This is a genomic window from Zavarzinella sp. (assembly GCA_041399155.1).
Lineage (GTDB): Bacteria > Planctomycetota > Planctomycetia > Gemmatales > Gemmataceae > JAWKTI01.
This window is the reverse complement of record JAWKTI010000002.1, coordinates 862,219-875,378: the sequence shown is the minus strand read 5'-3', so window position 1 is coordinate 875,378 and position 13,160 is coordinate 862,219. Positions and strand designations below refer to the sequence as shown.

The 13,160-nt window shown below is 49.0% G+C and carries 12 protein-coding genes; 2 read left to right on the top strand and 10 right to left on the bottom strand.

What is annotated here, in order from left to right; translation table 11 throughout:
* Window positions 1–84 precede the first annotated feature (84 nt).
* The 7 genes from R3B84_13640 to R3B84_13610 all read right to left on the bottom strand — a co-directional run bounded on the left by R3B84_13640 (window position 85) and on the right by R3B84_13610 (window position 6,685).
* Complete coding sequence (locus tag R3B84_13640; protein ID MEZ6141609.1) at window positions 85–1,671, bottom strand: type II secretion system protein GspK; 1,587 nt, start codon at window positions 1,669–1,671, stop codon at window positions 85–87.
* 14 nt (window positions 1,672–1,685) lie between these two features.
* On the bottom strand, window positions 1,686–2,480 hold the full coding sequence (locus tag R3B84_13635; protein MEZ6141608.1) for a prepilin-type N-terminal cleavage/methylation domain-containing protein: 795 nt from the start codon (window positions 2,478–2,480) through the stop codon (window positions 1,686–1,688).
* 2 nt (window positions 2,481–2,482) lie between these two features.
* Window positions 2,483–2,941: a hypothetical protein gene (locus R3B84_13630; GenBank protein ID MEZ6141607.1), complete on the bottom strand. Its 459-nt coding sequence runs from the start codon at window positions 2,939–2,941 to the stop codon at window positions 2,483–2,485.
* Window positions 2,941–3,519 carry a prepilin-type N-terminal cleavage/methylation domain-containing protein gene (locus tag R3B84_13625; protein ID MEZ6141606.1) on the bottom strand — a complete coding sequence of 193 codons (579 nt, stop codon included), beginning with the start codon at window positions 3,517–3,519 and terminating at the stop codon, window positions 2,941–2,943. Before R3B84_13625 ends, R3B84_13630 begins: the two co-directional genes overlap by 1 nt.
* Before the next feature lie 15 nt (window positions 3,520–3,534).
* Window positions 3,535–3,930: a prepilin-type N-terminal cleavage/methylation domain-containing protein gene (locus R3B84_13620; GenBank protein ID MEZ6141605.1), complete on the bottom strand. Its 396-nt coding sequence runs from the start codon at window positions 3,928–3,930 to the stop codon at window positions 3,535–3,537.
* A 203-nt stretch (window positions 3,931–4,133) separates the two neighbouring features.
* A complete protein-coding gene (locus tag R3B84_13615; GenBank protein MEZ6141604.1) occupies window positions 4,134–4,589 on the bottom strand; it encodes a hypothetical protein in 456 nt (151 codons plus the stop codon).
* Window positions 4,586–6,685 (bottom strand): hypothetical protein, encoded by a 2,100-nt coding sequence (locus tag R3B84_13610; protein ID MEZ6141603.1) that lies wholly within the window; start codon window positions 6,683–6,685, stop codon window positions 4,586–4,588. The genes R3B84_13615 and R3B84_13610 overlap by 4 nt, the downstream gene beginning before the upstream one ends.
* A 398-nt stretch (window positions 6,686–7,083) precedes the next feature.
* Between R3B84_13610 and R3B84_13605 the strand changes: the two genes are divergently transcribed.
* Window positions 7,084–8,724 carry a TolC family protein gene (locus tag R3B84_13605; GenBank protein ID MEZ6141602.1) on the top strand — a complete coding sequence of 547 codons (1,641 nt, stop codon included), beginning with the start codon at window positions 7,084–7,086 and terminating at the stop codon, window positions 8,722–8,724.
* 93 nt (window positions 8,725–8,817) lie between these two features.
* Here R3B84_13605 and R3B84_13600 read toward each other — a convergent pair whose 3' ends face one another.
* Window positions 8,818–10,701, bottom strand: a complete 1,884-nt coding sequence (locus tag R3B84_13600) for a hypothetical protein (GenBank protein MEZ6141601.1) — start codon at window positions 10,699–10,701, stop codon at window positions 8,818–8,820.
* Window positions 10,702–10,810: 109 nt separating this feature from the next.
* Between R3B84_13600 and R3B84_13595 the strand changes: the two genes are divergently transcribed.
* Window positions 10,811–11,062 carry a DUF202 domain-containing protein gene (locus R3B84_13595; GenBank protein MEZ6141600.1) on the top strand — a complete coding sequence of 84 codons (252 nt, stop codon included), beginning with the start codon at window positions 10,811–10,813 and terminating at the stop codon, window positions 11,060–11,062.
* A gap of 75 nt (window positions 11,063–11,137) precedes the next feature.
* Here the strand turns inward: R3B84_13595 and R3B84_13590 are convergent, their stop codons facing one another.
* Entirely contained in the window at window positions 11,138–12,232 is a 1,095-nt protein-coding gene (locus R3B84_13590; protein MEZ6141599.1) for a twin-arginine translocase subunit TatC, read from the bottom strand.
* A gap of 153 nt (window positions 12,233–12,385) precedes the next feature.
* Window positions 12,386–13,102: a DUF1080 domain-containing protein gene (locus R3B84_13585; protein MEZ6141598.1), complete on the bottom strand. Its 717-nt coding sequence runs from the start codon at window positions 13,100–13,102 to the stop codon at window positions 12,386–12,388.
* Between the last annotated feature and the right edge of the window lie 58 nt (window positions 13,103–13,160).

The window sequence follows — 13,160 nt, the reverse complement described above, 5'->3', positions numbered from 1 at the left end:
ATTGGGCTTACATTCTATTTTCAGACCACTTCATGAATGAATCATGAAACACGACCCACAATCGTCCTGATTGATACATTCAACTTATGGAACAATCCTTGGATCCAGACTACGGCTCATTTCGGTTAAATCCCGATAATACAGAATTCTTGGTAAACCGTTGTTTGTATCAATTACTGCTTCCACGCGGGCAATGGGACCACCTTCTGCAAAATAGCCGATCGATTGCAGGCGAAAAACACTGGAACGTGCGGTAATATAACGATCCATTGCCTGTACCACCTGAGGGGGCAGGCTGGCCTGTGTAATCAACCAGGCGGGAGTATCGTAATCAACGCTTACTGATTCCCCACCGGAGAAAACTGGTCGCACCGACAGGATCGCGTCGACATCTTCTTCAGTAATGCTTGGTAATGCCAGCAGCACTTCGCGTGGGGCAGTGTTCACATTAATCCGGGCAGGCAGATCAGTCGCATTCTGTGTCGTCAGCTTGTCCAGCATTAATGGCAGTATCTCGGCTGCGTAACCTGGATCAGCCAGGAAAGATTCCTTGTAAAAGGTGATATTCACTGGTCGACCATTCTGGTCAGCGCCTGCATAAGGAACATAAATCCCACCTTGATATAGTGCGAACAACGAGGAGATTCTGTTGCGTCCCTGCTGCTGATCGGCAATTGCTTTATCAACGATCAACTTGATGGCCATGTAGTTTGCCTGAGTTTGCGTAATACTTTGGCCTTTTCCGCTTTGCTGGGGTGGGTTCGCACCATAGAGTCGATACGCCAGAATGTGCGTGGCAACATCCTCACCCACTGCTTCAATCAAATCGGTTTGCAGTGTTGCAAGATCGTTGCCATTAATGTTGATGCGTGCGTTCCCTTCGTTATCGACATTCTTTTCTCTACTGTAAACTGTCAGGTAAGCCGCCCAACCTGGGCTGAAACCGTTTGCACCATCTTCTCCAGCATCGGTGCGGCCGTTCCGATTGAGATCGGTCCCAAACAATAGATCTTTCGTCACTCCCTTTACAAATAACAGCTCTTCTAATGTCGACAGTGGGCCATTCTTTGGCGAATATGGAGGTTCCAGTCCTGTATAATGCGGCCGTTCTGCCCCACCTGGTTGTTCCAGGTCGTCTGGGTCCAGCCAATCCACAATCGAGTAGGCAATTTCATCGGTCATCCCAGGTAACTTCATCAGTGTGTCGTGAAGCAGTCTTCCTGTGGAATCTAGGTCAAATAAAGCGTTGATATTGATCTTGCTGGCTTCGTCAGTCACGCCAAAGCGCATTGGTAGCTGCCCACCAGTGCTGGCATCGGCAGAGTAATCCGGTGTGTACAGAGAAAACATCCCCGTCCCACGTGGGGATGGGCCTTCGGTCAGAGTGATCGCCTCAAAAAATGTGGGGTTATCGTAAGGATTAGATCCCAAAGTATTTAAGAACGAATCCCGATCGGACAAAAATGCCATTGCATAATGGATGCCGGAATCGGCATATGCCTTCGCTTCGGTGGCTTTTCGCAGACGATCTGCTGCAACGCTTTCTGCCTGCATCAGGTCGCTGTATTGAAAAGCTGCCAAGGTCAGCACCACAATCACGGACAGCACCGCTAATAACACATAGCCGTGTCTGGGAGCATTCCGGTCATGGGGGTCTCTCTGTAACAACATCACAACTTCACAAATTAAGGAACTGCTTCTTCCATACCCAATGGATCCAGGGCACTGGCTGAAGGTCCGGGTGCAGTGCTCAGTGCGACCACATGGACCACTTCTTTTTCAATTTTCTGCCCAATCTGTGGGCCTGCTACCAACACAAACATACGAATACGAATCGCTGCTGGTGGGCCGATCGGTGTCAAGCCATCTTCATCCAGCACCGCACCGTCCCAGTAATCGGTCCAGGCAGAGCCATCAAAGTATTCAAAGCTGATTTCAGTCACTTCCTGGGCAATCACATAGGCATCTTCTCCACGGTCATCCAGAATTACTGGTTCGGTGGAAGAGGAATATACTTCTGAAGTTACCCAGGGGACTTCCTGTCTGGCCAAGCCCGTGGGTGCCATCCAGTATACAATTCTGCGAATGTCGGCCATATTTTCCGCATTTTCGACAGAATAGTTGACCGTGACACGCCCCGTCGTGGGTTTGGCAACGTAGATCACCAGAGTATCAACACTTCCCACCACGCCTGCGATCACCGGAATTGTTTCATCAAGCAATATCCCTGCCAGTGGGTCTTCTTCGCTTTCTTTGGGTGGTGCAACAGGTGTCAGAGCGGCATTCAGATCGTTTTCGATCCGCTGCACTAACGCCCGAGTAAGAATTGCTTCATCAAGTGCATCCCGGCCCGCGTTTGCCAGACGTAACTGCACATCCAGAGCCACATACAAGGCGCCCATCAGAATTAGCGCCAGGGCACTCGCCACGATTACTTCGAGTAAGGTGTAGGCACTTCGGGTTTGGCGGTGCAGTAACATCATCAACTCCCTGAAGTACTACCAGATGTGGTCGATTCATCTGTTGTTGAATTCCCACTGAGGCGGCCTTTCATTGCCGGATCATATATAAAGCGGGTCATCTGCACTTCCATCTGACCAGTGGGTATCTCTGGCGAGACCCCAGTGACGATGATGGTCACGCGATAGAGATTCGGGGCACCTTCCTGAACCACTTCGGCTTCCCAGCTCCAGTTCGGCTCTTCTTCAAAGCTGCCACCGGAGGCGGCATTTTCCAGCAATTCCACGCCGGCAGCAAACTCGTTCAGTTTGCTCTGACACAGGCGGGTGCCAAGGCTTTGAGCACGCACTTCAACGGCACGGTCGGTGCCGAAATCCACCAGACTACTGATTGCGACCAGTGACAACAAAAAGATTGCGGTAGCCACGATCACTTCGATCAGCGAAAAAGCTTCCCGTTGCTGGGGGTGGTGCAGACGCATTATGGAATTGCTCCCGTACCACTTTGCTGTAGCTGCTGCCTGGTATCAACAACCTGAATGACTCCGGTTAAGGCACGTATCTGCAGCACGACCGGTGCGGCTTTTTTGGCCATCAACATGATTTCACGATCATCAGAACAGGAACCATCCGGATTAAACAGTACTACCGGAAACCATTCAGTTTCAGCACTGTTCATCCCGCTGACGGAGAATGTAATCCCTTTTTCCAGCACCCCTTCACGAATTAACGGTGGGACTCCCGTATCATCGGAAGCACCTTCATCCCCGCCTAACCAGTACATCTCGTTATCAGGTGCGATACGGTAATCACCCTGATCCAGCTTGATCCCCAGACGGTAGACTCGGCCATCTTCAATGGCACGACTTCGTGCCTCGGCGAACATTTCACGCAATTTGTCTGCTGCTGCCTTTTGTGGCACATCACCATACAACGCATCCAACGTGGGGATCGCCACCGCACCCAGAATGAGAATTAACGCCATTACTGCAAGCAATTCCAGCACGGTAAAGCCGGAACGCAGTTGATTTTCGGGAGTAATGGTGCGTGAAATCAGCATTATTCTGTTACCGGCTTATCTTCTCATCACCTGAATAGGACCTTTTGGTGAATCGGAACTGATGTAAATTACTGGCCCTTCTTCGGTATCTTCAATCGTCATGGTGTAGGGGTTGTTCCAGGGGTTCACCAAGGAACGTTCATCGCCACTGATGTAGGTGGCCACTTGTTCTAGGTTGTCTGGATTGGCCTGGTTTTTCACGATAAACTGAGAAACAGCCTTTGCCCAAGTTTCTGACTGCACATTCGCGGTGGTGTATTTGTTATCTTCCAGCACCTTGAACGTTGCCACCGTGGCAAACGATGCCAGAATCATGATGATGGTCACCACGACCAGCACTTCCAGCAAGGTAAATGCCCCACGTACCGCTTTAGTGGGGTGATCAACAAATGAACGTTTGGTCAGGATCATTGATATTCTCCTCTGGTGTCTCTAAAAACTCATTAAAACCGAATAAGGGTTAAAATAAGATGAAAATGGGAATAATTTCATCTTTTTTCATTAATAGCTCAATGACTACAGTAAATCTGTATCCCTAAGACGATTCTGAGGAAATAACCATTTTGCGAGAGAGTGTTGCGTAATTTACCCAAATTACGGGTTTCGTGCAACGGTTATTTCACTTCAAAAGTTAACTTGTTGAAATAAGGACGTTGGCGATCCATACGTTCGTAAAGGTCTTCCAACAATGCAGCGGGATCGGGCTTCACCAGATGCTTAGTGGTAGGTTGTCCATTAATTTTAATTCGAACTTCCTGCGAGTAGTCAAGCATCCCACGGTAAAAGCTGATCGACAGATCTTCCACTCCCAGGACTCTTGCGGTAATCATGCTGCCTTCGGTAATACTTGCTGCCAGTTTTGCTGGGTAAGACCGATTCTTTGGCCGATTCTGAGACGTTTTCAGTAATAGCTGGTAGTCTGGCAACATGATCGGCAGTTGATCCGAATAAAGTGGGCTGTTTCGAATAATCTGCGAGTAATCCAGTTCAAAGCCTTTCTTGTGCTGGCTGGCACTTAACCAGTAAAAGCGTTCATCAGTTGGACGCACGGTGCGGAACCCTACTGTCATCGATCCAAAACTAGCGCAATCCGCTGGGGTATCTCTACGCGTTTCTTCCGGTCGAGCCAGTCGATAATGAACGGTATTTCCTCTTTGTACAATTCAGAAGACCGTCCTTTATAAATGCTGGTAATCGCGGGGAAACCAGAAGACGAAAACTTCGACATCGCCATTTGAATACCTGGAACGGTATGACCAGCACGTTGCCCACTGACGATATACAGTGGGAGGTTCTGATAATTCAGCCAGTATTCCGAGTTAATGTAAAAGTCGGTAAACAGGTTCGGAATGTAGGCCACAATGGCAGAAAAAATATCCGGGTGGGAGGCACCCAGGTCCATTGCCAGACTGGCACCATTGCGAAAGCCCCACAACGCAGTGCGGTCTGCATCCACCTGGTAGGTGCGTCGCACGCTACGAATGAACTGCATTACTTTAGTTTGTTCAATGACAGAATGCATGTAAAACGGCTGGTTTTTCTCATACCAGATGGGGCATACCAGGATATACCCATGGTCGGAGGCCATATTCCCCATTTCACGCACCATGTCGTGCGGCAACTGGCCGATTTCCGGCAGCAGCACCAGCAAGGGGTGCGGTCGGCTGGGGTGATATTCTTTAGGCAATTTCAAAAAGTAACGCACACCCTCCGGCACGTTCACTAATGGCCCTGTATTCTGGTAAGAGGGCTCTGTGGTAATCATTTCAGGCGATAATGGTGGAGGCAGCGCTTCAATTACTTTTTCCAGTTCGTCGTAAGGCAATTTCAGATCGGAAGCGAGATACTTTTCCATCCGTACCTGTCGTTCGCGTGGTGAACCACCTGCAAGATATTCCAGAGCCATCAAACGTGTATTCCACACTTTGTTCGCTGTGGTAGTGTTTGCTTCTGCCCCAATTTTGCCCAGGTGCCAGCCAGTAATTGCAGCAGAAAGCAACTCTGCAGGTGTCTGAGTTGGCTCTCGCCCACTTTGGACATCGCGTTCCGCTTGTTCTGCCAAAGTTAAAAAAGTATCCAGACGTGTCAACGCACTTAGGTGGATTTCATTTTGCAATGCTGCCACCGCCGGCTTCAAAAAAGTAGGATCGGCGCCATCCAGCTTGCTGCTCCACAACTTTAATTGATGCAACATCCGTGCCTGTTTTTTTTCCAGCGTCTCATATTCTGCTTTCCAGGTGGCCACTTTAATGCTGGAATTTTCGGGCAACGTGGCAATGTTCAATTGCTTTAACTGCTGCTGCACCCACTCGTGGCGATTGGCTTTGTTGGCCACCGTAATGGCATCCAGAATCTTCTTGTAACGTGCTTCATTTAATTCTGCTGTTAATTTCTGGATAAGTTCGACTTCCTGTGGGGCATCCTTTTGCAATCTCTTGAGCTCAACATCCGCTTCATCGTACAATTCTGCCTGAAGCCAGAATCGGAACAGACGCTCGCGACGTGCGGGAACGACTTCATTAGCTTTTTCCACCAGGTCCGGGTGATTTTGCAGCAGACCCCGCAGATCGGCAATCGGAAATTCTTTTGTCAAATAAGAAGTTTGGATGAAGTGCGACCACGAATTAATGTAGATGTAATGTGGCGAAATCAGCGTAATCTGCTGCTTCAGCAAATGGTAGAACGCAGGTTTATCCCCATCAATGTACTTAATGTTGCGACGCCAGTTCGCGTAATCCCAGCTTCCCACTTCAGGCGAATGGACGTTGCCTGGAAAACGCAGGTTGCCTGGGAAAAACTTCCCCTGGTAGGTGTAAGTCGACATTGCCTGAAAGCGGTCGTTGGCACCAATATCGCCCAGTTGCTGCCGTTGGGGAATAATCACATAGCGTGCCCCATCATCAATCATTGTCAAGCCATCGGCTTTATCGGTCACAAACGCATCACCGGAAATCGGATCGCGGATGGTTGCCTTCTCTTTGAGTGCCTTACCGTGAATCGTGTAACCATCTTTGAGAATGATCACATCGGCCCAAGCATTTGGTGTGAACGTAACGACAATATTTACCAGGAAGACGAACGACCAGGCAGTGTGCATGCGGAATGGAAAGGTGGTCTTCAATTCTTCCTCCTTGCGGATCGTGAGAGGCAACAACTTGTTATTCATCTTAACAAATCCTTCCAACGAATGTTGGCGAAAGTGGTACACGAAATGCCCACATCAGGTGAAATGTTCAAAAGTGGAATTATATTCACATATATAATATATCCACGTACATGTAAAATTGGGACATTTTTCTGACACCTATGGGCCAACTATTGAAAATCAATCAACGTAAGTACCTAAATAAAATGAACTTATGAAAACGAAAAATTTTTGAACTTTTTTGAAAAATAGCGATAACCCCAATCATTCATGGGCTCAAATTAATGAATTTACTCTCATAATATGCCCACATTGATGGTATTTTGGGCAAACTTTGCGGAAGAAATCAGTTATTCGTTCATCTTTTTTGCCAAACATGCCGATAAGCACGAAAAGTCTCAAGTGGCATGGGGTTGTTCGTGCACCAAATCCGATATTCACGTATTGTTCGCCTGATAATGGTGGGTGTCGCACTGGTACCACTGCCAGCGTGCATTATGGTGCACATTGAACGTGGGGAATCCTCTGTCGTAACTCCTTTACCAGAAAGCACTTCAGAAACGACGATTTCTGAATCTGTGCACGAAGTATTTGTCCCACCAATCGGTGGCTTGAACAAAATCACTATTGGAGGAACTGGGTTATCAGGTGAAACGATGCCCCCACCTGTAACGCCAGACACAAATGAGAAATCTCCCATTAATCTGCCTGCGGCACTGAAACTGGCAGATGCCAGCCCAATTGATGTGCAGATTGCGGAAGAACAGATCGCAATTGCCCAGGCCCAGCTCGATCGTGCGAACATCATGTGGGTGCCCAACCTGAACATTGGTGTGGATTATTTTCGCCACGATGGGCAGATCCAGGATATTGTTGGTACAGTTTTTGCCACCAATCGGTCATCTTTTCTGGCAGGTGGGGGCCCACAGGCAATTGTTTCAGTCAGCGATGCCTTCCACGAACCTTTAGTGGCGAAGCAACGGTTAAATGCCAGTATCGCCACCGCACAGGCACAACGGAACGACACCACTTTGCAGGTGGCATTGAGTTATTTTCAGGTTCAGCAGCACCGTGGCGAAGTTGCTGGTGCGTTGGATTCTTTGAAACGTGCTGAGGAATTAGCTGCACGTATTGAAAAACTCGCACCCGATTTAACACCAGACGTCGAAGTCAATCGCGTGAAAACGGAAGTTGCGCGCCGTCGGCAGAGTCTGGAAACCGCATATGAAAACTGGCAGGTAGCCAGTGCAGAATTAGCCCGCCTATTGCGATTACAGCCAAATACCGTGCTGACACCCGTAGAAGACCCGGCTTTGCAACTGAATCTGTTTCAACGTGATGCCAGTATCGACCAATTATGCCCACTGGCACTGACGCACCGTCCTGAACTGGCTGCCCACCAGGCGCTAATTCAGGCAGCATTGGCACGTCTGGATCAGGAAAAAGCCAGACCATTTCTGCCCACCATCGCCGTACGTGGGGTGGGTTCCAATACTCCCGGACTGGCTGGGGGTACCTTTGGGGGCGGCATCGATAATTACATTGGCGATTTTGCTGGTCGGTTCAGCGTGGATGTGCAGGCAGTTTGGGAACTGCAGAATCTGGGTTTCGGCAATGCCGCCCGCGTGCGTGAACGGGAAGCAGAACAGCGACAATCGATGCTGGAATTGCTGCGAATGAAAGACCAGGTTATTGCCGATGTGACCCAGGCCCACGCACAACTGACTCGGGCTGCGAAACGGATGGAAGCAGCCAGTTCCGGTCTGGAAAACGCAGTCTCTTCGGCGGACAAAAACCTGACAGGTCTGAGCCAGACAAAACGTGTCGGAGAGCAGATTCTGCTGGTAATCCGCCCACAGGAAGCGATTTCTTCGGTCAGTATGTTGCAGCAAGCGTATCAGGACTACTATCAGGCTATAGCCGATTACAACCGGGCACAATTCCGGCTTTATCGTGCAGTTGGCCATTCTGGCACACAATTAAAGACTTTTGAAGGCGCGCCTGAAGTAAAGACAGAAATACAGCCCAGCCCCACCATTGAAAGCGACAAACTGCAGTGATTCCAGTACATTGGGCAGACACTACAAACCAAATACTGAAAGGGTTTTGCAAACTGCGGTCAACAGTCGTGAACTTGATCAACTATCGACACCTCATTCGACCAACATTTTCGCAGCATCCTTCGTCCCTGGCTTCGCGGTGGTCATTAGTTGATTTTCAGGCAGATCTTTCCCCCAACGGATGGTGTAGGTGCTGTTGGCATATACCTTTGGGGAAAATGTCTTTCCGGCAATCCGTATTGTGTAAATGATTTCTTTGCTTGAGTTATCAATCACTTGCACCACAGGGTCGGCGATCGACTTGAACTCCAGCGTGGGCAGATACCCAGTCACTTTGCGACCATCATTATCGGCTGCTTTTACCGTCATTGGCCATCCTGGATACTGTGCTGTGTCGCCCTCGCTTACTTTTGCGAAGCGTGGCCAGCATTCAAAAGTAATGTTCTGGCTCTTTTTCTGAAAGCGCACGATCCCGTAGCCGTCGCCACGTTGCTTTTCATCCTGGACGTTCGCTGGATTGGCATAGGCCAGCATCGTAATGCGGTTGCCTAAACCATCGCGAAAGTTCCCCGTCCATGGCAGTGGCGAACCTGGTACAGCATTCGGACCCGCTTTTTCATCTTTGGGATGCCACCAGCGGCCGTAAATGGTATTCACAATTGCTGGTGTGGTAAAGGCATACGGCCCATCGTCAAATTCATCGATCCCATGCTTGACCAGCACTGCCAGGTGCTGATCCCCACACAGGTGGGTGCTCCAGGTCCGGCGGATGGCCTTTAAAGCCTCATTTCGACCAGTCTGTGGCCAGCCATTACAATCCAGATCGGCAAGCAGGCGGGCATTCCTGCCACCGTGCATGTGTACTGCCCCACAAAAAGCAGTTTGAGAGAGGACACTTTTCATTTTTGCCCCAGCCCACTTCTGTGACCATTGTTCCAGAAACTTCATCTGACGGTTACCCAGCAGTTCCAAAGTGGGCAGGTCAACGGTTTTGGGATCGTACTTTTCGTCATTAATATGGTCGGGGCGTGGGCCCATTTTGGGGATTTTTCCTTCCGGACCCGATTTGAACTTGCGATCTTCCAGAATGGCAAAATCGATCTCACCCCACAGCAGACTGGTGTAATATACTGAAATACCCCGCTCAATCGGCTTGGGATCGAATGGATCGGGCAGGTGCCAGGTCTGGCACCGCTGCACCATATTGACATAAGAAACCGGGTAATAGTACCCACCATTGGCACCTGCAGGATTGGCAGCTACTTTGCCGTTTTCGCCCCAGATGTTTGCCTGGCCCACATCGTGGTCGTCTGGAATGGTAATCGTAGGGCGATCTTTCATAATTTCGCGAAACTGGATTCCGAATTCCAGCCACCCTGCCGTGTGCTGTGTGTGGTGGTAGCTTTGGTCGCCCGCAAAAAAGAGTAAATCCGGGTCCTGTGCCGTCAGATTTTCGACAATTTCTGCACGTGGCCCATCGGTCCGACTCGAATTGCAGGACAGAACACCAACCACAATATCTGGTTTGTTCCCTGGATCTTTACGAATCAACCCTTCAAAAACTGCTTTTTCTCCATGACGCACGCGGTAGGGGACATTTTGCGTCGAATCCCATTTTTCAATTCGAAAGTGGGCACTCCAGCCCGGATAGAGCACTTTTTCAGTGGCTGCCAGTTCCCACTGACCATTTTTCAGGAACTCGAGTCGCACCTCTTTTGCTTCAGTGGGCATTAGAGGATAGAGTTGGGCAGACAACTTCAACACCCCACGGTGGTGCGTATATAAAGCAAATGCCACCACTTTGTTTCGGGGCACATTCAGGTTAAAAACAGCCTTTTTTGCTTTTCTTGTCCACCATTCACCTGTGGCAGCATTGTCTAACGAAGGAAAATCCTTGCCGAATGGCATCGGATCTTCCGCACTATACAAGTTCGGTGCAGCAAGGCACAATAACATTACCCACGTGAAATGTTTCATGAAGAGGTTCTCCTGGAAGTAGGGAAATTGTAGAAATTTCCGCCTGGATGTGGGAAGAAAGTGTTATAAAATCAACTGATTATATTTTTAATTAACTATATAGACAACTATGAATGAAACTCAGCTTCGGGATGAACTTGCTGTAGAACGCACCAAACTTGCGAATGAACGGACCGTTTTGGCTTACATCCGCACCGCACTGGCGTTGGCAGGTGGGGGTGCGGTTCTGCTGCAGTTGTATCCATCGAACAACCTGATTCTCATCCTAGCATGGACGTTAATCATCTTCGGGATGCTGGTTGTAGTAATTGGTGCGTACCGTTTTGTGGCTATCCGAAACCGTCTCAGAAAGCAAAAATAGCAATGTAATCCCAATCTGATGGAATGCTAATTCCATTGAGGCGGGTTCAAAGTTATTCAATTGGATGCCCAGCTTCTAAAATCCGATGAGCTCTTCTTCCTCATCTTCTTCAAATGCCAGGGGTGGAGAGTAATAACAGATCAGGATACCCAGCAAATACAGCGAAAAGGTGGGCACAAACAGCCACATCATCGAAACGATATCAGGTGAAGGCGTCAGCAGTGCCGCCATAATGGCTAGCAACATCACCGCATGTCGCCACTTGGAGAGGTAATCTCGCCAGGTAAACATCCCAATTCGATTGAAGAAAGTCATCACTAGTGGCGTTTGAAACGACAATCCGAATACCAGCGGCATCACAATCGCAAATCCCAGCCATTCTTTCAGTCGAAAGTCCGGGTCGATCCCAATCCATTGGTTAAACACCAGTAATGCGGCCACCGCCCGCGGGATTACAATAAACTGGCAAAGGAAAACACCTGCCAGAAAAAGAAAAATACTGAAGGGCATGTAAACGTGCACGAGGCGTTTTTCGTGGGGGTATAACCCTGCACCAATGAAGGCCCAAGCCTGCCAGAACAACCAGGGGCTCGCCAACACCACGCCACACAACAAAGAAACTTTGATGTAGACCATGAAGGCTTCTGTCACACTCAAACTGGTAAGAAACTGTTGCTTCTCCAGTACCGAGCCGCCCTCATCGGCAATCGTATTAATTTCCGGTGGGGATACTTTCAAGGTAACGTCGATATATTCCTGATCAGGATCTTTTAGTTTTAAGCCTTCAAAAGTATCGGTGAATGCCTTGGTAGGCACCTGAACCTGCATAGGTTTTGTTTCTGTCAGGCGGTTGATGTCATGTTTTTCTCGGGCATTGGCCAGTTTTTCACGCGCTATTTCATTTCGTTTGGCAAAAAACTCTCGTACTTTGTCTTCAACGGGAGCTGTTATCACTTTGAGCATCGGCTTGCCAATACCCAATTGTGGGATTTTGAAGTAATCTCCAAGCCCATCGAGAATAAAGCCGATTACCAGGAAGAAAAACAGTCCTACAAGGGCACGCCACATGCGAACCCGGAGTTCTTCCAGGTGGTCTCCAAAGGACATTCGTGTTGATTCAAAAAAATTCTCATCGTAAACCGGTCTGGCGCGATCACGTCGGGAAAGCATGGTAGGTTCCGTAGTCTGGCAGCAGAGTCTACACTGGCGGAGTTACCAGCAGACAAACAGATTGAAGATTGTACGTGGCATTTGTGAAGGTACCAATGCCAATATGCATAGGAACAGTATAGCCTTTCGGTTGCAGGATGCAAGCGTTTTTGGCTACTTTTCGCTGGGCAGTTCGATCACTTCGATTTTTCGGAAACTCATCACGGAGCCCGGGTCGTGGGCCTGTAGCGCAAAGTGCCCCTTTTTGAATCGGTGCTCCGGATCAACAAATTCAATTGTTTTTTTGCCATTGACTGCGATGGTGATTTTGGGACCCACTGCGGTCACTTCCTGCACGAACCATTCATCCGCACCGTGGGGTGCTGTGTTCATGACCGTGATTTCTTTGCGATATTTGCCCAAACCACCTGCAGGATAAAGACTTCCGGTACGAATCGGGTCACCATGGGTGGCATTCAACTGGGCTTCATACCCATTGGGGAAACCGGGGCCAAAAGCAGTGCGGAAATATTGCCCGCTGTTGCCTTTGTCGTTGATTTTCGCCTCAACACGGTATCGGAAGTTTGTGTATTCACCTTTTTCGCTGAACAGGTGCGAAGGAGGCCCTCCACCGATGATAATGCCGTCTTCCACTCGCCAAAGTGGGATCAATTTGTCATCCTTCAACTTGCCCATAAACGCCACAACTTTGCCCGCATCATTTTTCTTCTCAGAAACTTCAACAATGGAAGAATGCGGCTTCGGGTGGATCTTCCAGCCCGACAGGTCTTTTCCATTAAAGAGCGGAGTCCAGGTGTCCTTTTCTTCCGCGTGCATCATGGTGGGGCATAATACTCCCACCATAGCCAGCAGGATCGATGTTGTTTTCACGTTCGTTTTTCCGATGAGAGTTTGTTAATAATTACTTCTTTTCTGTTTGGATAGCTTA